19 protein-coding genes are annotated in these 22,816 nt (G+C 46.9%); 13 read left to right on the top strand and 6 right to left on the bottom strand.

What is annotated here, in order from left to right; genetic code table 11:
* Window positions 1-76 precede the first annotated feature (76 nt).
* On the bottom strand, window positions 77-505 hold the full coding sequence (locus tag QUB13_RS10975) for a response regulator (RefSeq protein WP_194008343.1): 429 nt from the start codon (window positions 503-505) through the stop codon (window positions 77-79).
* A 536-nt stretch (window positions 506-1,041) separates the two neighbouring features.
* On the opposite strand from QUB13_RS10975, the gene purC reads away from it, so the two are divergent.
* The 11 genes from purC (at window position 1,042) to QUB13_RS10920 (ending at window position 12,201) form a co-directional block, all read left to right on the top strand.
* Window positions 1,042-1,770: a phosphoribosylaminoimidazolesuccinocarboxamide synthase gene (gene purC / locus QUB13_RS10970; protein WP_333092722.1), complete on the top strand. Its 729-nt coding sequence runs from the start codon at window positions 1,042-1,044 to the stop codon at window positions 1,768-1,770.
* Window positions 1,771-2,265: 495 nt separating this feature from the next.
* On the top strand, window positions 2,266-4,701 hold the full coding sequence (locus QUB13_RS10965) for a BamA/TamA family outer membrane protein (RefSeq protein ID WP_333380564.1): 2,436 nt from the start codon (window positions 2,266-2,268) through the stop codon (window positions 4,699-4,701).
* Window positions 4,688-4,816, top strand: a complete 129-nt coding sequence (locus QUB13_RS10960; protein WP_333380562.1) for a hypothetical protein — start codon at window positions 4,688-4,690, stop codon at window positions 4,814-4,816. The genes QUB13_RS10965 and QUB13_RS10960 overlap by 14 nt, the downstream gene beginning before the upstream one ends.
* A gap of 160 nt (window positions 4,817-4,976) precedes the next feature.
* Entirely contained in the window at window positions 4,977-5,834 is an 858-nt protein-coding gene (lpxC, locus tag QUB13_RS10955; protein ID WP_333380560.1) for a UDP-3-O-acyl-N-acetylglucosamine deacetylase, read from the top strand.
* Window positions 5,835-6,160: 326 nt separating this feature from the next.
* On the top strand, window positions 6,161-6,682 hold the full coding sequence (gene fabZ / locus QUB13_RS10950) for a 3-hydroxyacyl-ACP dehydratase FabZ (protein WP_333380558.1): 522 nt from the start codon (window positions 6,161-6,163) through the stop codon (window positions 6,680-6,682).
* Between the two features lie 315 nt (window positions 6,683-6,997).
* Window positions 6,998-7,792, top strand: a complete 795-nt coding sequence (gene lpxA / locus QUB13_RS10945) for an acyl-ACP--UDP-N-acetylglucosamine O-acyltransferase (RefSeq protein WP_333380555.1) — start codon at window positions 6,998-7,000, stop codon at window positions 7,790-7,792.
* A gap of 41 nt (window positions 7,793-7,833) precedes the next feature.
* The gene (locus QUB13_RS10940) at window positions 7,834-8,436 is read left to right on the top strand and encodes a Uma2 family endonuclease (RefSeq protein WP_333380553.1); all 603 of its coding nucleotides are present in this window, start codon (window positions 7,834-7,836) and stop codon (window positions 8,434-8,436) included.
* Window positions 8,437-8,457: 21 nt separating this feature from the next.
* Window positions 8,458-9,630, top strand: a complete 1,173-nt coding sequence (gene lpxB, locus QUB13_RS10935) for a lipid-A-disaccharide synthase (protein ID WP_333380551.1) — start codon at window positions 8,458-8,460, stop codon at window positions 9,628-9,630.
* Window positions 9,631-9,653: 23 nt separating this feature from the next.
* Window positions 9,654-10,922 carry a DNA cytosine methyltransferase gene (locus QUB13_RS10930; protein WP_333380549.1) on the top strand — a complete coding sequence of 423 codons (1,269 nt, stop codon included), beginning with the start codon at window positions 9,654-9,656 and terminating at the stop codon, window positions 10,920-10,922.
* Window positions 10,923-11,250: 328 nt separating this feature from the next.
* On the top strand, window positions 11,251-11,595 hold the full coding sequence (locus tag QUB13_RS10925) for a phospholipid-binding protein (RefSeq protein ID WP_333380547.1): 345 nt from the start codon (window positions 11,251-11,253) through the stop codon (window positions 11,593-11,595).
* A gap of 237 nt (window positions 11,596-11,832) precedes the next feature.
* Window positions 11,833-12,201: a DUF4278 domain-containing protein gene (locus QUB13_RS10920; protein ID WP_333380545.1), complete on the top strand. Its 369-nt coding sequence runs from the start codon at window positions 11,833-11,835 to the stop codon at window positions 12,199-12,201.
* 405 nt (window positions 12,202-12,606) lie between these two features.
* Here the strand turns inward: QUB13_RS10920 and QUB13_RS10915 are convergent, their stop codons facing one another.
* From QUB13_RS10915 to QUB13_RS10905, 3 genes are all read right to left on the bottom strand, one after another.
* Entirely contained in the window at window positions 12,607-14,754 is a 2,148-nt protein-coding gene (locus tag QUB13_RS10915; protein ID WP_333380543.1) for an RtcB family protein, read from the bottom strand.
* A 223-nt stretch (window positions 14,755-14,977) separates the two neighbouring features.
* Window positions 14,978-18,190 (bottom strand): efflux RND transporter permease subunit, encoded by a 3,213-nt coding sequence (locus QUB13_RS10910; protein ID WP_333380541.1) that lies wholly within the window; start codon window positions 18,188-18,190, stop codon window positions 14,978-14,980.
* Window positions 18,191-18,603: 413 nt separating this feature from the next.
* Window positions 18,604-19,206 (bottom strand): thioredoxin family protein, encoded by a 603-nt coding sequence (locus QUB13_RS10905; RefSeq protein ID WP_333380539.1) that lies wholly within the window; start codon window positions 19,204-19,206, stop codon window positions 18,604-18,606.
* 173 nt (window positions 19,207-19,379) lie between these two features.
* Between QUB13_RS10905 and QUB13_RS10900 the strand changes: the two genes are divergently transcribed.
* Both QUB13_RS10900 and QUB13_RS10895 read left to right on the top strand, forming a co-directional pair.
* Entirely contained in the window at window positions 19,380-19,784 is a 405-nt protein-coding gene (locus QUB13_RS10900) for an NIL domain-containing protein (protein WP_333380537.1), read from the top strand.
* Window positions 19,785-19,979: 195 nt separating this feature from the next.
* Entirely contained in the window at window positions 19,980-20,423 is a 444-nt protein-coding gene (locus QUB13_RS10895) for a hypothetical protein (RefSeq protein ID WP_333117945.1), read from the top strand.
* An 854-nt stretch (window positions 20,424-21,277) separates the two neighbouring features.
* Here QUB13_RS10895 and QUB13_RS10890 read toward each other — a convergent pair.
* Window positions 21,278-21,829 carry a shikimate kinase gene (locus QUB13_RS10890; RefSeq protein ID WP_333092733.1) on the bottom strand — a complete coding sequence of 184 codons (552 nt, stop codon included), beginning with the start codon at window positions 21,827-21,829 and terminating at the stop codon, window positions 21,278-21,280.
* A 27-nt stretch (window positions 21,830-21,856) separates the two neighbouring features.
* Window positions 21,857-22,816 (bottom strand): LapA family protein (locus QUB13_RS10885; protein ID WP_333380535.1); only part of this gene is annotated, 960 nt, incomplete at its 5' end.

The following is a 22,816-nucleotide window of genomic DNA, read 5'->3' as shown; positions in this document are numbered from 1 at the left end:
AAGACTAATAGAATAAATGCACCGCTAAAAAATTACAAAAGCCACTTTGAAACTTTTTTGTTAAATTTTCCATAATCTAGGGAATTTCGCTCAGCATCCAGTATCTGTTGAGGGTTCCCATAACTTCTACAAAATTAGAAAAAGTGACTGGTTTAAGAATATAGCCAGCTACATTCAAATTATAAGCTTCTACTTTATCTCTATCTTCATTAGAAGTTGTGAGGACGATCACTGGAATCGATCTCAGATTTTGATCTTGCCGCAATTCTCGTAAAAACTCAATGCCGTTCATTCTCGGCATATTCAAGTCCAGCAAAACCAACCTGCGCGTTTGAGGCATTACAGGTTCTATTTTTTCTTCTTGGCGTAATATAGCTAGAGCTTCTAGTCCGTTGGCAGCCATGTATAGCGGATTGACGATGTTATTTTTTTTGAACGCTCGCTGGACGTTCATCACATCTACTTCGTCATCTTCTACCAAAAGGATATGAATTTTTTTTTCCATAAATCAGTCTTTTTATAGATATGTTTTAACGACTCTTGAGCGTTGGGAGTTTCCGTCGATTTTTGGATTGAAGATTTACCGGAAAAAATGGGTTTAAAGCCTCCCCGTTGTATGGTGCAAGGAAACATTAATTTCCCTCGCTGACAATTTCCTGGCGCGCGCAATACCAATTTCATTAAGTAGCGTTACATCTCACCCCCCCCAAGGCATCGGGGGGCTAGGACTTCATCTATATAGCACATCTTTAAAAAAATGGTAGAAGTCCGAAGTAACTGTTAACTGTTTGCTGTCAACCTTGAATGCTGGCAACTGTTGAACCGTTTTTGGGTTCGGGCGCGGGGGATAGCGAACAAAGCCGGTCTAATCTCTATTTTGCGTTGTCAAGAATCATTTATGGCTAGACCGATCGCAGTATCTATCCACAGAGGTACTCGCCTGTGAGGGGCGGGGGCGGGGCTGCCGAGAGCCAAACACTCGCCAATAATGCGCGATCGAGCTACTGTAAAATCTACAACTCATCTACATTATGAATCGCCATGTCAGCCGGACGCAAACTCTACGAAGGCAAAGCCAAAATCCTCTACTCCACCGAAGAGGGCGAAATTTTGCTGACCCACTTCAAAGACGACGCTACAGCCTTTAACGCCCAGAAACGCGGCAGCATTGTGGGGAAAGGCGAAATCAACTGCGCCGTATCCGCCCACCTGTTTCGGATGCTAGAAGCCAAAGGCATACGCACCCACTTCATAGACACGCCAGCGCCCAACCAAATGCGAGTCTGCCGCGTCCGCATCTTGCCCTTAGAAGTTGTAGTCAGAAACATTGCTGCCGGTAGTCTGTGCAAACAAACCGGAATTGCGATGGGTACAATTGTCAATCCGGCGCTGGTGGAATTTTATTACAAAAACGATGATTTGGGAGACCCCCTGCTGACCCAGGGCAGACTGCAGTTAATGCAGCTAGCCACCCCGGAACAAGTAGAACAACTAGAAATCGCCGCCCGCGAAATTAACGAAATACTCAAAGAATTTTTCACCCAGTGCGGCATCACGCTGGTAGACTTCAAACTAGAATTCGGCATCGACCAACATCAAAACCTGATTCTCGCCGACGAAATCAGTCCCGACACCTGCCGCCTGTGGGACAACGCAGAAACTGACCCCGACGCGCGCGTTATGGACAAAGACAGATTCCGCCGTGACTTGGGATCGGTAGAAACCGCTTACCAGCAAGTTCTCCAGCGGGTTCTAGCTCAGAAAGTTTAGAGCACTTAACAATGCGCTACAATTGCACAGTTTGTCGCCGTTGTGCTTTTGATGAATGTCAGCGGGATCGTCTCAGTTTTGATCTTGTATTAGTGTTGTCCCCGCTTGCTGTATATATAAGCAAGCAGACAAAAGCGGGGACAGCACTGCTACAACAGGTTTTTACTCTCATTGAGATGTTCCCGATGTAATTAGTCATTGACCAATGATTAATGACTAATGACCAATGACCAATGACTAATGATATCAAGTCCGATCGATTACCATCACAAAAACGGTTCGTAGTGCGGAATGCGAGTCCGCGACAAAGCAAGCGTATGCCAGGACGCACGCGCGAACCCTACTGATTGCGGTTAATCTACCAGACATGATATGACCAATGACCAATGACCAATAACTAATAACTAATGACTAATGACTAATGACTAATGACTAATGACCAATGACTAATGACTAATATCGTGTGTGTGTGATTGCCCAAAAGAGTGAACAAAAATGCGCTTATCTGCTGTATTGGTGGCAGTTCTTACTGTCTCAGCAACATTCGGATTATCAAATTCGGCAAGCGGTCAAACATCCTACTCTGAATCAGCAGAGGGGACTGTGGCGGCCGTTCCTCCGGTTGGGTCGATCGAATTACCCGATCGCCCGGTTCCAGAATTAACCCAAAATCCTTCTCAAAACCCCAAAAAAGCAGCTAAAAGCAGCTTGGCCGAAGACCTCAAAATAGTGGCGGCCCCTGCCAGAGGAGAAGACGACCGCGAACCACCAAACCGAGTCACAGACTCGCCATCCCCGGTTTCGCCCCAGCTTCAACTCAAACCCGAGCTAGCATCCAACCCATCGCCCGCCCCTAGCAGTCAAAACGCGCTGCAAGAGGCACAACCAGACAGCCAGCTCCCCCCTTCGGAAGTGGCAGTAACGCCCGCCTGGGTCGCAGTAGAGCCTCGGAAACAGGAGGGAGCGGGGACGATCGCCCAAAACCTACAAGTTTCTCCCAGAGCGACCTCGGACGCATCCGGGGCGATCGGTCAAAACGCCCAAATTCCCAGACCGGCCCCCACCAGACCGCCGGCAAACACAGTTCCCACATTGCCCCCTGGCCCGGCAGAATCGCAGCCCAGACCAACCCCAGCACCCGCCGAAGCGGCCGAACCGCAAGTGCTAGTTGCCGAAGTTACCGTCACCGGGGCAACGGGAGACCTAGAAACCGAGATTTACCGAGTCATCAGCACTCAACCGGGACGCACCACCAACCGCAGCCAACTGCAACAAGACATCAACGCCATTTTTGCCACGGGCTTTTTCAGAAACGTGCGGGCAGTACCGGAAGACACCCCGTTAGGCGTGCGAGTGACTTTTATCGTGCAGCCCAATCCAGTGCTGCAGAAAGTGACAATCACCGGCCAGCAAGTGCTGCCCCAAACCGTAGTTGACGAAAGCTTCGGCGATCAGTACGGCAAAATTCTCAACCTCCGCCGCTTTGAGGAGGGAGTCAAAAAAATTAATGCGTGGTATCAAGACAACGGCTATGTTTTGGGCCAAATCACAGATGCCCCGCAAGTAGCAGACGACGGCACAGTCACCTTGCAAGTGGCAGAAGGCCAGATCGAATCCGTTGATGTCCGTTTCCTGAACAAGGAAGGAGAACCAACCGATCCCACCGGTCAGCCGATTCGAGGCAACACCAAGCGTTTTGTCGTCACCCGCGAAGTAGAACTCAAGCCCGGAGATATCTTTAACCGCACCAAGGCGGAAAGGGATTTGAGACGGGTGTTTGGTTTGGGAATTTTTGAAGACGTGCGGCTTGCTTTGGAACCGGGCACGACTGATCCGCGCAAGGCCAGAGTAATTGTCAACGTCATTGAAAAAAATACTGGTTCTCTGGCGGCGGGTGCGGGTTTGAGTTCCGCTACGGGTTTGTTCGGTACGGTGAGTTACCAGCAGCAAAATGTGTTCGGTAGGAACCAGAAATTGGGGGCTGAAGTACAAATTGGAGAACGGCAAACGCTGTTTGACCTGAGTTTTACCGATCCTTGGATTGCGGGCGATCCTTACCGGACTTCTTATACAATTAATGCTTTTAGAAGACGATCGATCAGCGTGATTTTTGACGGGGGAGAACGGGAAGTCAGATTGCCCAACAACGATCGACCCCGCATCGTCCGCACCGGTGCCGGCATCAATTTCACCCGTCCCCTGTCGCGCAATCCTTTTGCCGATTCTGAGTGGATTGCTTCACTCGGCTTGCAGTATCAGCGAGTCTCAATTACCGATCGCAAAGGCAGGCGCGAATCCGATGACGAACTTGGCAACCAGCTAAGTTTTAGCAATTCCGGCACCGACGACTTGACAACAATCCAAGCAGGTGCTGTGCGCGATCGGCGCAACGACCCCCTCCGCCCCACTAGCGGTTCCCTGCTCCGGTTTGGGATAGAACAATCGATTCCTGTAGGTTCAGGCAGCATCCTTTTAAACCGCCTGCGAGCAAGTTACAACTTTTACATACCAGTCAAGTACACCAACTTTACCCCCGGCCCTCAAACCCTGGCATTCAGTTTGAAAGGCGGCACCGTATTCGGAGATTTGCCTCCCTACGAAGCTTTTGCCTTGGGCGGTGCCAACTCGGTGCGCGGATACGACGAAGGCGAAGTCGGAGCTGGCCGCAGTTTCCTAGAAGCCAGCGTTGAGTACCGTTTCCCGATTATTTCGTTTATCGGCGGAGCGCTATTTTTGGATGCTGGCACCGATTTGGGTACGGGGAAAGATGTCCCCGGCGACCCGGCCGGTGTCCGCAGAAAGCCCGGTAGCGGTTACGGTTACGGGATCGGCGTGCGGATTCAATCTCCGTTAGGGCCGATCCGGATCGACTACGGCATCAACGACACTGGCGGCAATCAAATTCACTTTGGGATTGGTGAGCGGTTCTAATTGGGAATGGGGAATTGGGCATTGGGAATTGGGCATTGGGCATTGGGCACTCGTACTGAGCGTAGTCGAAGTATTGGGTATGGGACATTTAGAATTGGTAATTGGTAGCAATTAACTAATTACCAATAACCAATAACCAATTACCAATAACCAATAACCAATTACCAATTACCAATTACCAATTACCAATTACCGATGCCCAATTCCCCCATGCCCCATGCCCCATGCCCCATGCCCCATCCCTCCGCTTCGCTCCGCCCAATGACTAATGACTAATGACTAAAAGTACCTTAAAATCTGAATTTGAACTATCAGGAATTGGTTTGCACAGCGGCGAACAGACTCGCGTCCGAGTGTTGCCTGCTGCGGTTGGAGAAGGTCGCTATTTTGTCAGAATTGACTTGTCGGCCGATCGCAGAATTCCTGCAACAGTTGAGGCGGTTTGTCAGACTGCACTTTCTACTGAACTGGCAAATGCTGCGGGCGATCGAATTCGCACTGTAGAGCATTTATTAGGCGCTTTGGCGGGGATGGGAGCAGATAATGCTCGAATTGAGGTTGATGGCCCGGAACTGCCTCTGCTGGACGGTTCTGCTGAGGTTTGGGTAGAGGCGATCGCCCGTACCGGCTTAGTTTCTCAAGAATGCCAAGAAGACCCCACTGCATCATTCGCCCTCGCCGAGCCGATTTGGGTGCATCACGGGGATGCTTTTGTGGCGGCTTTACCGTCGGCCCAAACTCGGTTTAGCTACGGAATTGATTTTGAGGAAGAGGCGATCGGCAATCAATGGTACAGTTGGTCGCCAGAGGTAGAAAGTTTTGCCACGGCGATCGCCCCAGCCCGTACTTTTGGACTTGCTCGCCAAGTTGACCAATTGCGACAAGCAGGTTTAATCAAAGGTGGTACCCTAGATAACGCCCTCGTTTGCGATCGATCCGGCTGGCTCAACCCGCCCTTGAGATTTGCCAACGAACCGGTGCGCCATAAAATCTTAGACTTAGTAGGCGACCTCAGTCTGCTGGGAACTTGGCCAAAAGCTCACTACTTGGCTTACAAAGCCAGTCACAACCTGCACGTCCAACTTGCTCAAACGCTGAAATCTCAAACTTTGGCGGTGCTAGAGACAAGTTAGAAAAGGTTAGAGCATTCGTCACCGTTACAATTCACAAACCAAGGTGCGAACCCTTGCGTTTATCTAGCAACTGCCAAGGCAGTTAGGACATTCTTAATTGCTGAATTCATTGCAGTGAATTGCTTCTCTGGCGACATAACTAAATCCTTCCATCTTCCATCTTCCATCTTCCTGATGACGTTGGACGGAAAGCTCGGAGACGACAGCACTAATGACTGATGACTAATGACTGATGACTACTGACTAATGACTACTGACTACTGACTACTGACTACTGACTTCTTCCTTCTTCCTTCTTCCATACCACACTCACAAGTCTTCAAGTAATGTCCACGCTCACTGAAGTTAACACCCTCAACACTGCTAATTCTGAATCCGTTCCAGCCGAAAACGGTGAAGATTCTCCAGCGGTTAAATCTACTTTTACTCTGGAAGAAATTCAGAAAATATTGCCTCACCGCTATCCCCTGGCGCTGGTAGACAAGATTCTCGATTATGTGCCGGGATCGCGTGCTGTAGGAATTAAAAATGTCACTTTCAACGAACCGCATTTTCAAGGGCACTTTCCCGGAAGGCCGGTTATGCCTGGAGTCTTAATCGTTGAAGCGATGGCTCAAGTTGGCGGTATTGTTCTGGCTCAGTTACCCGACATCGAACAAGGATTGTGGATGTTTACTGGGATTGATAAGGTCAAATTCCGGCGTCAGGTTGTACCGGGCGATCAGTTGCTGATGACTGTAGAATTGCTGTGGGTAAAACGCCGCCGCTTCGCAAAAATTCAAGCTCTAGCTGAAGTGGACGGACAAAAAGTTTGTGAAGGAGAATTGATGTTTTCGATGGTAGATTAAATTTGGGAATTGGGAATGGGGAATTGGGAATTGGGAATTGGGAATTGGGAATTGGGAATTGGGAATTGGGAATTGGGAATTGGGAATTGGGAATTGGGCATTGCTGGCAAATTACTAATGACTAATGACTGATGACTAATGACTGATGACTACTGACTAATGACTGCTGACTAATGACTAATGACAACAGCCAACTAATAACAGCCAACAGCCAGTAGGGGCGGTGCCCCCGTGCCCGCCCTCAACAGTCAACAGCCAACAGCCAACAGCCAACAGTCAACAGACAACGGACAACGGACAACTAACAACTGAAAAATGCTTACTTTGATTCACCCAACTGCTGTGATTCATCCCCGCGCCGAACTGCACCCGACTGTAGAAGTGGGCGCTTATGCTGTAATTGGGGAAAGAGTGAAAATCGGGCCAGAGACTAAGATTGGCGCTCATGCAATTATCGATGGGCTAACAGAAATAGGTGCTAACAATCAAATTTTCCCCGGTGCGGCGATTGGCCTGGAACCTCAAGATTTGAAATATGAAGGTTCGCTGACTAGGGTAACAATTGGCGACAGCAATGTGATTCGGGAATACGTGACAATCAACCGCGCTACAGGAGCGGGAGAAAGCACCACAATTGGCGATCGTAATTTGTTGATGGCTTACGTTCATGTCGGTCACAATTGCGAACTCGGAGACCAGGTAATTATCGCCAATGCCGTAGCCTTGGCCGGACACGTTAAAATCGAGTCTCAAGCCCGACTGAGCGGTGTTTTGGGGGTTCACCAGTTTGTCCGCATCGGCCGCTTGTCGATGGTGGGCGGCTTGAGCAGGATCGATCGAGATGTACCTCCTTATATGCTAGTCGAGGGAAATCCTTCGAGAGTGCGAGCAATCAACAAAATAGGCCTCGAACGCGCCGGTTTAACCCCCGAAGATTTGCTAGTTTTGAAGAAAACTTTTCGGATTTTATACCATTCTGGCTATACCCTAAATCAAGCTTTGGAACAGTTGGATTTGTTGCCAGAAAATCCCCACTTGCAACACCTGCAGAGATTTGTGCAGCAGTCTGTCAGCAAAGGGCGGCGCGGTTTGATTCCTGGTAAAAAGTGAATGGGCTAGAATAAATCTATCCACAGAGCAATGCTGGCCCTATGAATGTATATACTTCAGTCAAATCTACATTTCTTGAAACAGAACAAGATGGCTGCATCAGGTTATCAGATGTTAGCTGGGAGCAATTTGAAGCGATCGAATCAGCCTTTAAAGATATCGGCGGTGTAAAATTTTTCTATCTCGATCGCATCCTGCAACTTATGACTGTCTCCCCGGAACAGAAAATCATCAAAAAAACTCTCTGTATGCTGCTAGAGGCATACATGAGAGCAAGCGGGATTAGATTTTACGGCGAGGGCGGGCCGACTCTGGGTAAGAGAGAGTTGGGAGGTAGAAAAGAGCCGGATGATTCCTATGATATAGGTGCTCCAAAAACAGTCCCAGATATTGCTATTGAAGTGGTAATTACCAGCGGCGGAATAGATACTTTAGAATTTTACAAACGATTGGGAGTTCGGGAAGTTTGGTTTTGGCAAAACAACCAGTTATCTCTCTACTGCTTGAGAGGTGAAAATTACGAGCAAATTACCCGCAGTACATTTCTGCCAGACCTCGATTTAGAATTACTCTTGCGCTGTGCTAATATGCCAGATCAATATGATGCTGTGACTGAGTTGTTACAACAAATTTCACCCGTTTAAAATCAGAGTTTAATTGAAAATATGAAAATTTTTATCAGCACTGGTGAGGTTTCTGGCGATTTGCAAGGAGCTTTGTTAGTTGCTGCCTTAAAACGCCATGCTGTCGCCGCTGGTTTGGATATAGAAATAACAGCTTTGGGCGGGGGACGCATGGCGGAAGCTGGCGCTACTATTTTAGGCGATACTGTCAGTATTGGTTCTATGGGTCTGATAGAATCTGTGCCGTATATTTGGCCGACAATCCAAGTTCAGCAAAAAGCTAAACAATATCTAAAAAAATTTCCCCCGGATGTGGTTGTATTGATTGATTATTTGACTCCAAATCTCGGTATTGGTAGCTACATTCGCCGCTGTTTGCCAAATTTGCCCGTGGTTTGGTATATCGCACCTCAAGAATGGGTTTGGTCGATTTCTCCTCGCAATACAAATCTGATTGTCAGTATTGCCGATCGAATTTTGGCGATTTTCCCCGAGGAAGCTAGTTATTATCGGGAAAAAGGAGCCGAAGTGAGTTGGGTAGGTCATCCTTTGGTGGATAGAATGCAATCTGCGCCCTGCCGGGAAGTTGCCCGCAAAATGTTGGGAATTGCGCCGGAACAGGTGTCAGTGGCTCTAATTCCGGCTTCTAGACAGCAAGAACTCAAGTACCTGATGCCGGTTATATTTGAGGCTGCTCAAATTATTCAAGCCCAATTTCCCGAGGTTCATTTTTGGATTCCGCTTGCTAACCCAGCTTTCGGCACTAAAATAGCAGAGGCGATCGAGAATTACGGTTTGCGGGCTACTTTGTTGGAAAATCAAACTCTGGAACTTTTGGCTGCTGCCGATATGGCTATTACTAAATCTGGTACTGTTAATTTGGAGCTGGCTTTGCTCGATGTTCCGCAAGTTGTCGTCTACCGCGTCAGTCGGATTACGGCGATGATTGCTCGCCACGTACTGAAATTTTCGATTCCTTTTATGTCTCCGCCGAATTTGGTGGAAATGAAGCCGATCGTCCCGGAGTTGCTGCAAGACGATGCTACTGTGGAAAATATTGTCAAACACGCACTGGAATTGCTGCAAAATGCCGATCGACGCCAGCAAATGAAAGCGGGTTATCGCCAAATGCGGGAAAGTCTCGGAGATTTAGGGGTTTGCGATCGCGCGGCTGCGGAAATCGTCAACAATGTTAAATTAAAGACAGCTTCTTAAAGCAATTTTATAATTGAAATTTTATGTCAAGCAATCGGAAAAAGCGACCGATCGCTGTTGATTTATTTGCAGGCGCGGGCGGCATGACTCTCGGCTTTGAACAAGCAGGTTTTGATGTACTTGCTTCCGTTGAAATTGACCCAATTCACTGCGCTACACACGAGTTTAATTTCCCGATGTGTTCTATTTTGTGCAAAGATGTCGCACAGCTAACAGGAGCGGAAATTAGGAACAAATCTGCGATCGGCAAGCGGGAGATAGACGTAGTAATCAGCGGTTCGCCCTGCCAAGGATTCTCGCTGATGGGAAAGCGCGATGTGGATGACCCACGAAATTCTCTGATTTTTCACTTTTTACGCTTAGTTTTGGAATTGAAACCGAAGTTTTTTGTCATGGAAAATGTGCCGGGAATTGTGGCCGGCAAACACAAGGAACTTTTGAATCTTTTAATTAGCTCTTTTGGGGAATCGGGATATCAAGTAGAAGAAAATTATCAAGTTCTGAATGCCGCTCACTACGGAGTGCCGCAAGCTCGCAAACGATTGTTTTTGATTGGGTGCAAAAAAGACTTTGAGCTGCCAAAATATCCTCAGCCAACTACTATGCTACCGAAAAAGAAACTTCCTAAACGCTATAAAAAAGTCAATTTACCTGCTGTTCCGACTGTTTGGGATGCGATTGGAGATTTGCCGGAAGTGGAAAAGTACAGCGAGTTGCTGCACCGAGATTGGGTAGTGGCAGAGTACGGAAATTGCAGCAGCGATTACGCGAGTTTTTTGCGCGGATTCGATGATTTTGAAAATGATTATGGTTACGATCGCCAGTACGATCGACAAATCCTCTCTTCGAGTCGGCGCACAAAACATTCTCTCGAATGTATAGAAAGATTTGCAGCCTCCGCCTACGGCGAAAAAGAGCCGATCAGCCGCTTTTACAAGCTGCACCCCGACGGAGTTTGCAACACTCTCAGGGCTGGAACCGACAGGGAGAGGGGCGCTTATACTTCGCCAAGGCCGATTCACCCGATCGTCCCTCGGTGCATTACAGTCAGAGAAGCTGCGCGGCTGCATTCCTATCCTGACTGGTTTAGATTTCACGTCACCAAATGGCACGGTTTCCGCCAAGTCGGAAATTCTGTACCGCCGCTATTAGCGAAAGCTGTAGCTGCACAGATTATGGGCGCTTTGGGCGTGAAAGCAATTAAGCCTAGTGTCAAGTTTCTAGTTGGAGATGATTCCTTGCTTAAACTAAATTGGTTGGAAGCGGAACAATATTATTTATCGAGTTTGTAGCGAGGACGAACAACCTTGGCCCCGAAAAATATTATCTCAAGTTCGGCTAAATATAGCAATCCTCGCATCAGTTGTGTAATTTTTGTAGGGACAATCCCCCCGTGAAGAGCTGCGATCCGTGGGGCTAGGCACTCTTAGCACTACCCCTACATATTTTACGAACCATTTGAGCCAGGGCTATCAAAACCCGGATCTTCCAGCACTTACCAGATTTTGAAAGTCTGCGGGGAAAAATTTTTGATAAATTTCGCTGAGTTTTGCAACAATTACGAGGTCTTTGGCAATTCTAGAGCTATCTTTGTAAAAAGTGTATTTTCAGGAGACTACTATGGGTTGGTTTAAAAGACTGTTCGGACTCGAAAAGCCTGCACCCCAGGCTGAACCGATGGCACAAGTAGTACAGCAAGCAGCCCAATCGCAATCCATCGCCCCTGCTAAAGTCGGCCCAGACGGAAATTTTGACGAAAGTGGCTTAGCGAAGCGGGTAGCTTTGGCTTTTGACGGCGATTCAGAAGTTGCTGATATCGAGACGGTGTGGGTTGCTCAGCTCAGCAGCACGGTTGTTCTCAAAGGTCAAGTTTCCAGTCAGGAAATTCTCGACAAGTTAGTGGCGATCGCCTCTGCTGAAGAGGGCGCGACAGCAGTCCAAACGGATCAAGTGACAGTCGGGTAGTTCTTTGGAACCGCAGCAGTTTTGCTCTTGATGTCCGTCGAAGGACTCAAAAGCTCGATTAAACCCGCTGTTGCGGGTTTTTTCCTGCTCTTTGGGTTTCACAATATTAATTTATGTAACTTAACGCATTTTTCTTAAAGAACCGTATAATTGAATACAGAAAGTAAAAATTTTTTACGTACACAAATCACACCAGACCTGACTGCTCTTTTTATCTGAATATAAGGATCGAAAAATATGCAACTCACTTATCGCGGCGCAAACTACGAATACGACATTCCCACAGTCGATATGATTGAAGGCCAAGCCGCAGGCAAATATAGGGGTCAAGACTGGAACTATCGGTATCCCAGACACATTCCCGTCCCCCAAAAATACGGGGGCGCAAACTCTACCACAAAGCGAGATGTTCAAGCCCTGCGGGATGTCGCAGCAGCTAGCGCCGTAGCGGCGGTTCAATCTTCCCCAACAGTTGCGGAAGTGGCGCAAGTCCAGCGGAGGCATATTTGCAGTATTCTCGATCGCAGACAGCAAGTAGCCAAAGCCAAAGGCGACGAAAGATTGATGCGCTTGCTAGAAATTGAGTGGAAGCAAATGGCTTGTTAGCAAATAGCCTCACAAAACAAAGCATTTGTCAACAGGAGGAAATCGAAAGCGACTTGATTTCCCCCATCTTCCCATACAGAACTTTTCACCTAAGTCAAGTACAAATCATATCGTTTCCCGTTGCATCGGAATAATAAAATCGAGTCAACAGTCAACAGTCAGTAGGGGCGGTGGATGGTGCGTGCCCGCCCTCTTAACAGTCAACAGTTATAGCCTTTCAAGCGAAAGATGAGGTACTATCCGGGATAGGGCATAGGCCTCCGTGGGCATAGGGCATAGGGCATAGGGCATACCTCACTTTTGTGAGAACCGCTATAACAGTCAACAGTTAACAGTCAACAGTTAACAGTCAACACTCAACAATCACCTGACGGCACAACCGGAATTGATATAAACCAATTTCTGTCAGCCCTTAACGCAAACCACTTGCTTGAGAGTTGCCACAACCTCCACCAAATCCGACTGCTGACTCATCACCTCATCAATGGACTTATAAGCCCCCGGAATTTCATCTAAAAATTGCTCATCTTTGCGGCACTCAACCCCCTCAGTCTGCCGCACAAAATCATCAAGAGTAAATACATTTTTCGCCTTAGTGCGAGACATCAACCGCCCAGCGCCATGACTGCAACTGCAGTAACTTTCAACATTTCCCTTCCCTTTAACAATAAAAGATTTCGCCCCCATCGAACCCGGAATAATCCCGTAATCCTCAACATCCGCCCGCACAGCACCCTTGCGAGTAACATACACATCTTCGCCAAAATGCACCTCTTTTTCCGCATAATTGTGGTGGCAATTCACCTCTAATAACGGCTTAACAGATTTGCCGCCCGCCGCGTACTTTTCCACAATTCGCTTAAACCGATTCATCATCACATCGCGATTAAAACGAGCATAATCCTGCGCCCACTGTAAATCGTGCCAGTAAGCGGCAAACTCCGGCGTACCTGTTACAAAATAAGCCAAATCTTTGTCAGCTAGATTAATTTCTGCCAGTTTAGCTAAATCTTTCGCCGTCTCGATGTGCTGCTGTGCGAGCAAATTGCCAATGCCGCGAGAACCAGAGTGCAGCATCAGCCAAACAAAGTTTTCCGTATCAACGCAAACCTCAATAAAATGATTGCCACCACCGAGAGATCCCAATTGTTTTAAGGCTTTATTATCTTGGTGCTGCACGCCTTGATGAAGTTCCTTGAAATCGCTCCATTTTTGCCAGTTGGTGACAGATTTTTCCACTTCTTTGTTTTCAGCAAATCCGACTGGAATTGCTGCTTCGATATCGAGACGAATTTGTTTGAGTTTGCCTTCTAATTTGTTGGCGGTGAAAGGCAATTTCACAGCCGCCATCCCGCAGTTGTGGACAAAGACTCCCGCATTTAATGCAAAGTTGCCGTATTCGGGAACCGTTAGGCAATAGACATCTTGCTTTTCAACTAAAGGAATAACATCAACTACTTTGTGGTTGTAGCCGTGTTGATTTTTTCTGTGATTGTGAAGTCCGATCGGAGTTTTAATTGGCTCTCCACAAGTCTCACAAGTATATAGCCGATTAGCAATTTCTTTACTCTTTGCTTTACCTTTTTCACTCTGATTGTAATTAATTAGATACTGCTTTCCTCGATCGCCATTTCCGGCAACTGACTCTTTGAAGTGTTCGGGGTTATCCTCCATATACTTAAGGATGTTTTTCGTTCCGCGTTCTGCATAATATCTGTGTCCGTCTGAGGTTTGAGCTTTATCAGCTATGGCTTGCTTTCTTTTTTGTTCAAATTCTAGGGATTGCCAATGGGTATTTCTATCAACTAATGAACGGTGATAGGCAGAATGGTCATTATTACCCATGAATTCTAAATTTTCTGGTCTATTATCGGCGGCCTCGAAGTTTTTGTGATGAATCACAGTTCTCTGATTGTGGAAAGATGGTATGTCTCCTAACAAACCAGAACGAGCAATTATCCAATGAGCTTTCTGCCATCTACCTGAATAATTTTGCTGTACTAAAGTATACCCATCCTTATCTATTTTGGAATAAAAAGGCATCAATGACGTTCCAGTTGTCAAATCCCGCGCTTCTCGGTATTCACCATTCCGCAACATGAATTGATGATCGGGAGTGCATTTGATTTCTTCTCCATTATCGAGTACAACTTTAACCAGTTCGGCATTGTTTCTAGTTAATTTTGCTGTAGCCTTAGCAGCAACAATTCTGCCTGTTTCTGTACAGGAGTAGATCGAAAATTCTTTTTTACTCCTAGCCAATTCTCCGATCGCATAAGATTTGCCATCAACTATAGGAATTTGTGTATCATCAGTAAAGCAGCCAATATCCACACCCACAGCCGCCGGAATAATCGCTTCTTTTGTGGCAATTACTGAACCGACTAAAGCACCTTTTCCTAAATGTACGTCGGGCATTAGGGCGACGTGTTTGAATACAAAGGGCAAAGATGCGACATTGGCGGCCATCTTGGTTTCTTTTTCGCCCAGGGCGTGATTTGCCCAAGATAATACTGGTTTTGGGGCGGATATTTCTAATTTTTCGTAGGGCATTTTGGTTGAGGTTTCTTTTGCCAGTTATTGTATACTACATATTGTAGTACATAGGGTTTCGGATGTCAAACGCACTAATTCTCGTAGGGTGTGTCAGTCGGGATTTTTTGGGGGAGTCAAAGAATATTGACCGATACTAAATCCGGGTTTGAGACTCCCTTTATTTTTTAGTCGGCGCAGGCCGACATCGTTTGTGTAGACGCGGTTTCAACCGCCGGACATTTTACAAATTCGCATTCTTTCTCGCCGCCTTCTGCACAGGAATAGCCACCGCCTGCGGTTTCTTATTCCCTGCAAACATCCCGAAGAAATCGTGCAGCAAAATGTAAAAACACGGAATAATAAACAGCGTCAGCAAAGTTGCCAGCGACAAACCGGAAAACACCACAACCCCCAAAGGTTGCAAAAACTCCGAACCTTCTCCAATTCCCAAAGCTAGGGGAAACAAACCCAAAACTGTGGTGATAGTTGTCATCAAAATTGGACGCAAACGTTGAGGTGCTGCCCTGAGAATTGCCGTTGCGCGATCGACCTTTTCGTCTTCCAGAATTTGGTTCGCCAATTCCACCATAATAATCGCATTATTTACCACAATTCCCACCAGCAAAATCGCCCCCACAATCACCGTCGCGCCGATCGCAGTTTTAGTCGCGTACAGCCCCAAAATCCCCCCAGCCAAAGCCAGCGGCACCGTCAACATAATCACCAGCGGATCGACAAGCGAATTGTACTGCACCGCCATCACCACAAATACCAAAAACGCCGCCAACCCACCCAAAATCTTCAGCGAAGTTTGCAATTCCCGGTTAGTTTCCGCCGCCGCACTCGGAATCACCCGCACTCCCGGCGGCAATTTGATGTCCGCCACAACAGCATTGACTTGTTTTAAAGCATCCCCCAAACTTGCGCCCTTGTTAAGATTCCCCGCAATCAAAAAAACTTGGCGCTGGTTGAGTCTTTGAATTTCTCCCGGTGCTTTTCCCACCTCAATACTCGCCACGTCGCCCAAGCGAATGCGAGCGTTATTCCTCGCAGTTAAAGGGATAAACTTGAGTTCAGAAATTGACTGGATAGAATTGCGATCGAACTGTACCCGCACATCAACCAAACGGTTTCCCCGCTGCAACTGCGTGGGAATAGCACCTTGAATTGCTGTCTGAATAGTTTCTCCAATTTCCCTCGCATTCAACCCGTAGATTTCCGCTTGTTCCCAATTGGGACGAATCTGCACTTCCGCTTGTGGCGGATCGGTATCCGGGCGAAAGCGGGCTAACTTTACCTTCTCTTCCAAAGTTTCCAAAATGTCGCGGCCAGCTTCCAGCAATAACTGCTCGTTTTCGCCCTGAAGCAGAACATCAACCTCCGCACCGCGCACCGGAGAATTAGTCAAAACTAAACCCCGCACATTTTCAGGAATCAATCGCAACCGAGTTCCTTTAGGAACCTTAACTTTCCTCAATTCTTGATTAACTTTTTCCACAAAAGCTAAGGTATCGGTGCCTGATTTTAGTGTAATATTGCTGCCACCGCGCAGCAAATTCTCGATCGTATTAGTGCCGAACAACAGCCCGCCCACCGTAGTCAAAGTGTATTCAGTTTCCGGCTGACTGAGCATAATTTTATCAACTTCCGCCATCACTCTTTGATTAGTTTCCAAATTAGTACCTGCGGGAAACAAAGCAAATAACCTCGCTTGACCGGTACTAATTTGAGGTAAGATTTCCTGGGGAATTTGACCGGCCATCTGCCAACTGCCGCCGCCTAATATAACAATCGCCAGTACAACTACAATTAACCGCCACCGTACTATTCCCGATAAAAATTTCCCGTAACCGGCGGTAGCATTGGTAAAAGCTCGGTTGAACGCTTGCAGCGGCCAAAAGTTGCTCAAACCGCTCGATACCGGCAATGCTAGCAGTCGAGAAGCCATCATCGGTACAACAGTCAATCCCACAATCAAAGACGCGGCGACGGAAAAAGTGATAGTGAGAATTAGCTCGTTAAACAGCAGGGAAACTAAGCCGCCGATCAGCAAAAATGGCAGTACCGCAACTAAGTTAGTAATCGTGGAGGCAAATAAAGCTGATTCTAATTCTTGGCTGCTATTTTCTGCTTGCTGGATCAACTGTTTTTTAGTCGATCGCTGATTTTTATGATTGCTGGTTCCTTCGACAATATTTTCCAACATCACGATCGAGTTATCGACCACAATGCCCACACCGAGCGCCAAACCTCCTAAACTAAAAATATTCAGAGACAGGTGAAAAAGCCCCATCAGGATAATCGCCATTAAAGTTGCGAGGGGAATTGCCACGACAATAATAAAAGTCTGGCGCAGGGAAGCGAGGAACAGCAAAACTGATGCGCCAGCTAAAGCAGCCCCAGTCAAACCTGAAAATAAGACGTTGCTGATAGAATCTCGGATGAATTTAGACTCATCTGAAGTAGTGACGATTGTGGTACTTTCTGTGATTAATCCTGATTCTTTTAATTCTGCGAGTTTCTTTTTGACGCCATCTACAACTGTAATAGTGTTTGCGTCCGGCTGTTTTTGAATGCTGATTTTGACGGCGGATTTTTGATTAAGAAATACTTTAACTCGTTCTTCTTCTGTCCCGTCAATTACTTTGGCAAAATCTCTCAAGAAAACTCGTTTGGGCGGAGTGGAACCAGATATTTGAAAGGAAATTTCTTGAATTTCTTTCGCACTCCGAAATCGTCCGACGGTACGGGTTAAAGGTTCTGCCGATTCTTGTCGCAGCCGCCCGCCGGAAGTATCGAGATTGCGGGCTTCGAGGGCGTTTAAAACATCGGAAATACTAACGCCTAAAGATTGCAAGCGATTTAAATCAATATTTACTTGAATTTCTTCTTGTACGCCGCCGGCAACGTCAACTGATGCTACTCCGGGAATTACGTTTAATTCTCGGGATAATTCTTCGTCGGCAAATACGCGCAAATCAACTCCTTGCAGGGAGTTGGAAGTGAGGGCAAATTCGTAAACAGGTTGTTGGGAAGGGTCAGCTTTGAACAGCCGGGGGGCTTCAACATTGTCGGGAAGTCGGTTGCGGATGCGGTTGACGGCGGCGGTGGCATCGTTGAGGGCTTGGTCAATGTTGCCGCCGGGCTTGAAGAATAAATCGACGCTGACTTGTCCTTCGCGGGTGCGGGAAAATATTTGGATGACTCCTTCGGTGGCGGAAAGTCCTTGTTCGAGGGGGCGGGTAACTTCGTCAACTGCGACTTCTGGGGAGATTCCGGGGGCGTCTAGGCGCACGCCGATGCGGGGATAGGTGATTGATGGTAGCAAGTCAACGGGCAGTTGGGTGATGTAGAAAATGCCCACTACTATAATTGCCAGCGTCAGCATGAGGGTGCCGATGTGGCGGCGGATTGAGAGGCTGCTGATGCTGAATCCGGGTTTATCGGCGCTCATTTGATTTTAGGTTTTAGATTTGAATTTACTGCGTCAGTCAGCCTGCGAAGGAATGAGTCGGGGGGATTGCAATCAAATTATTTGTATCAAGCTTTGTTTTTGATCGGGAACGATCGATTATTTAGACTTCGCATTTTGCCATTATAATAAATCTTAATAAATTCTCACTAAAGTTTTTTAAATATTTCTTTAGAGGTAGTCGATCGCCCGCAATCAAGATTTGCTAAAGTTGCGATCGACTGACAACTGACAACTGATATCATGTCCTGTCAATTGACCGTTATACCTCGGTAGGGGCGGGTTTTTGAGATTGTCAGTTTTTGGCAAATATTGTTGGTGAACCCGCCCCTACCAGATTAGGGGTAATCGACCGTACAGCATATGACAACTGTCAACTCTCAACTGACTACTGACTACTGCACTTGACTGCCATGAACGCGGGGGTCGGAGCTACTTGTTTTCACAGGCCCTGTGGGGGGAGTAAAATCAGAAACTTGACCTGATGCTTGAGCGTGAGGCAGGGGTTTTCCGGCAATCAAAGCTTCTAAATTAGCTTCCATAATACTGCGCGGCATTTCGCCGATCGTTTCAGCAACTCTACTGCCTTTATCGTTCAAATAGACAAAGTGCGGTATGCCGTCTACTCGATATTTGGTGATTTCTGGCAGCCATTTAGTGTTGTCTACATTCAGCATGACAAAATTCATCGGTTCGGCATATTTTTCTTTGATTGCGCTCAAATCGCCGGCCATTGCCTGACAGCTACCGCACCAATCAGCATAAAATTCCATGAATGTCGGCTTGCCGTTTGTTAAGGCTATTTCCAGCGGTACGGATGTTTTTGCCATTTCGGTGAGACTACTTGATGGGGCTTGAGTTCGCAATCCTAACAATACAGATACTGACAGGGCGATCGCTGCTAACACTATCAATAAGTTTCTGACGCGCGCGGCGGTGGTCATGTCGGAATTTTTTTGTGCGTCGGCAGCAGTTGAGTTTGGGGAATTGAGACTCATAAAATAAAGGGCGATGTTATTTTTATGTTTTTTTTAATAACCGCTTCAAATTTTACCACATTTTGAGATTCTCTGCTAAAATTGAGATAAAATTTGCCTGATACCAATAATTAAATTACGTGCGATCAAACATAATATAAGAAAGATTGTGTTTGTAGATTACCGAGGTAAAAGTGAAAAAACGGGTAACGCTGACGTTTCCCCAACGATCGATCCAAATGCCTGTCACCTACCGACTGGCAAAGGATTTTAATGTTGCAGCCAACATTATCCGCGCTCAGGTGGCTCCGAATCAAGTGGGCAAACTGGTGCTAGAGTTATCAGGGGACATCGACCAACTAGAAGCGGCGATCGACTGGATGCGATCGCAAAATATCGGCGTTTCCCTCGTCAGCAGGGAAATCCTTATAGATGAAGATATCTGCGTTCACTGCGGCCTGTGCACCGGGGTATGCCCCACGCAAGCCTTGACCCTAGACCCAGAAAGCTTTAAATTAACCTTTGCTCGATCGCGCTGTATTGTTTGCGAGCAGTGCATCCCTACTTGTCCGGTGCAAGCTATTTCTACTAACCTCTAGGCCGGCGGCAAACTTCTCGGTGCAAGTCGATGGCACAATTGAAGAATGGAAGAATGAGAGATTTTCTGGCAGCTTGCGATGTGGAAACTTGAACTTTAGTCTAAAATTTGGGAATCGACCGTTAGTCCTGTCGGGGACTTCCGTTTTTGGGCGGGGTCATCTTTTTTGCATGGTTTCCCTAATCTTTTCATCAACATGAAAAAAAACTATTGGCTTTCCCTAACCCTACTTTTTGTTACCTATTTTATTTTTGGCTGGAAATTATCTGAGTTTGATGTTCCCCCGCACCTGACTTGGTTTTTCGCCGTAGCCGCTGTTTTAGTGTTAGCTATAGCTTTGTCGTTCCCGCTCAAGAGCACAAAAAGATTTATTGTGCGGTGGATTTCGAGTGATGCCGGAGCTTTTATTTCGATTATTGTAGGAGCTCTTTTGGCAGTTATAGTTTTTACTTGGATGCACCTTTTTGTAACTGGTTTAGTCTTAACTTCAGCCGGAGCTTTGGCAAGATTAGATATTCAATTATTTGGCCACCACAGATGGCGGACTTTTGTGATATTAACTGCTGTTTCTATGAGTGGTTTGGGGTTGGGCGGGGGAATAGAATTTTTGGCAAAAACAGGCCAGCTCGTATTACCTTAATCGGGAAGGGAAAATTCACCCAACCAAATTCTACAATTAATTGGCAGCGGATATTTAGCTGAAAACTATGCGATCGCCCTTGAAGAAACATAGCTCTGGTTTTTTTCAAAACCTTACGTCTGACCGATCGCCCCATCGGCGCAATTATAGCAGTTTTCCATCTTCGAGATGTTGTGTCCGGTCGCTTCGTAGTGCCGCGGAATGCGAGTCCGCACGCGCGATCCGTTTTTGTTACGATCGTGCGATCGCCCTAGGATATCACCTACAGATTCTCTATGACCGATTTTTGCTCAATAAAAAAGCAGCTTTCGGGAGCTGCTCGTCAGAATGCATGAGGTATTATTTCTAGAATAGGACAAGTTGAAGTCGATCGAACTCAGGTTACATTTTTTGATACGGGAGAATTGTTGAGTGAATGGACGATCGTGAAATCGTCACATAGGAGGATAGCATTGATGCTAAATTTTCCGATAATCAGGTTAGCGTTTAACTGTCCTTGCGCCCTACAGCCCTTCAGCGGTGGGGCCATTTTATTTTTTGGCACAACTCACACCATTTTCGCATTCAAGATTGATAATGTGTGATGATAATATAAAACTTAAGCCCCACATCCGCTCAAATCCGCTTCATATCAATTCCGGTTGCACTCATACATGATGTTAACTGTTAACTGTTAACTGTTAACTGTCAACAGTCAACAGTGAATTTACTATTCCGATGAAGAGAGGATTTGATATCATTCCCAAACATTCTGCGGTTAAACGGACACAATCAGACAAAACTCAGTATTTTTACGGTATTCAAAAGTCCTCAGAAACCTGATTGTTTTCCCATAAACCAGGTTTCTGAATGTATCAATTGATATCGGGTTTCGTTTCGGGTTTGATAATTTTTTTGATTTCCTCGATCGCGCGACGGGCCACTTCTTCAGGCTTTTCGCCTCCACTGGTGGAAACTCGGACATCTGCTCCAGCGTAGAAACGCTCTCGTTCGTTTAAAATGTTTTGCAGCTTAGATTTGAGATCGCCCTCCCGCAGTAGGGGGCGAGTGATGTCCGATCGCAGTCGATCGCACAATCTATCTACAGGTATATCCAGCCACACCACTATACCGTAGTGCAAATGACCCCAATTTGTCGGTCGCGTCACAATGCCGCCGCCCGTAGCCACGATAGAATTTTTATAAGCAGACAATTCGGCGAGCACCTTAGCTTCTAATTCCCGAAAAGCCTCTTCCCCTTCGCGATCGAAAATCTCAGCAATTGACTGATTCGCAACTCGAACAATGAGATCATCAGTATCAAAAAAACGGTATTTTAATTCCCTTGCTAAAATCCGCCCCACCGTCGTTTTTCCCGAACCCATCATCCCGACGAGATAGACATTAACTCCCCTCAACAAATCCACCGCCAAATCCTCCCTATTTTTATTTGACTATTTTTTCAAATTAATCGGCCCGCCGCTGGGTGGCGAGTCCTCATCAAATACATCATCCTCATCCAATCCCCAATCCTCCTCTGATTCTGCACTAGGATTTTGAGGTAATTTCGCGTCACCCGATTGAAGTATGGTGTCTTGCGGTGGAACCACCACCCGATACTCCGCATCGTAGATAGACTCAGTTTTCCCCACCCCAGATTGATTCGGATCTCGATAGCCGTAAGAGTATACCGACCCAGCCCAAGACTTGCTTTTCGGTTCCTGTTTCGTTTCGTAATCCCTCGGATTTGCCCCTGCAACGTCATTTACCTGCGGTCGAGCGGCAAAATCGCGATCGTCCCCCCAATCATCATCGCTGCCGTCAGAGGCGGATTTTGAGCCATCAGAAGCCCAATCATCCTCATCGTCTGCGGCTCGATCGATTCCGAGTCGATCGTCATCCTTCCCAGGCGGAGGGTTGGGAATTTCTTGCTGAAAAGTCCGGGCGCTGTAACCCGCCGGTGTCCCGTACTGAGTTTGATAGGAAGTTTGGCTATTTTCCGTATCAAAATCCGGGTCAATCTCCTGTTTTCTGGGAGGGGGAGGCGCAGCGTAAGCTGTTCTCCTGTCTGCTGAGACAGCATCACGGCTGGGAATGTCGCGGCCAGTGCGGTTTTCCCTTTGAGATAGGTAATTGGAAAAAGCCAACATACCAGAAACAAATAAAGACGTGATAGCACCCGCCGCCATGCCGAGCAAAATCCAGATAGATAAGGGCAATGCGGGCGATCGAATTCCGAGAAATACCAGCGATAAAACCGGCTCCACATTTTGCAAGGCAAAAATAGTTAGCCCTACCACAATTACTAGCAATAATATAGGACGCATATCAATAATATGGGAATTGGGAATTGGGAATTGGGAATTGGGAATTGGGAATTGGGAATTGGGAATTGGGAATTGGGAATTGGGAAT

It is taken from the genome of Microcoleus sp. B4-D4 (assembly GCF_036705185.1).
Lineage (GTDB): Bacteria > Cyanobacteriota > Cyanobacteriia > Cyanobacteriales > Microcoleaceae > Microcoleus.
This window is presented reverse-complemented; position numbering and strand designations above follow the sequence as displayed.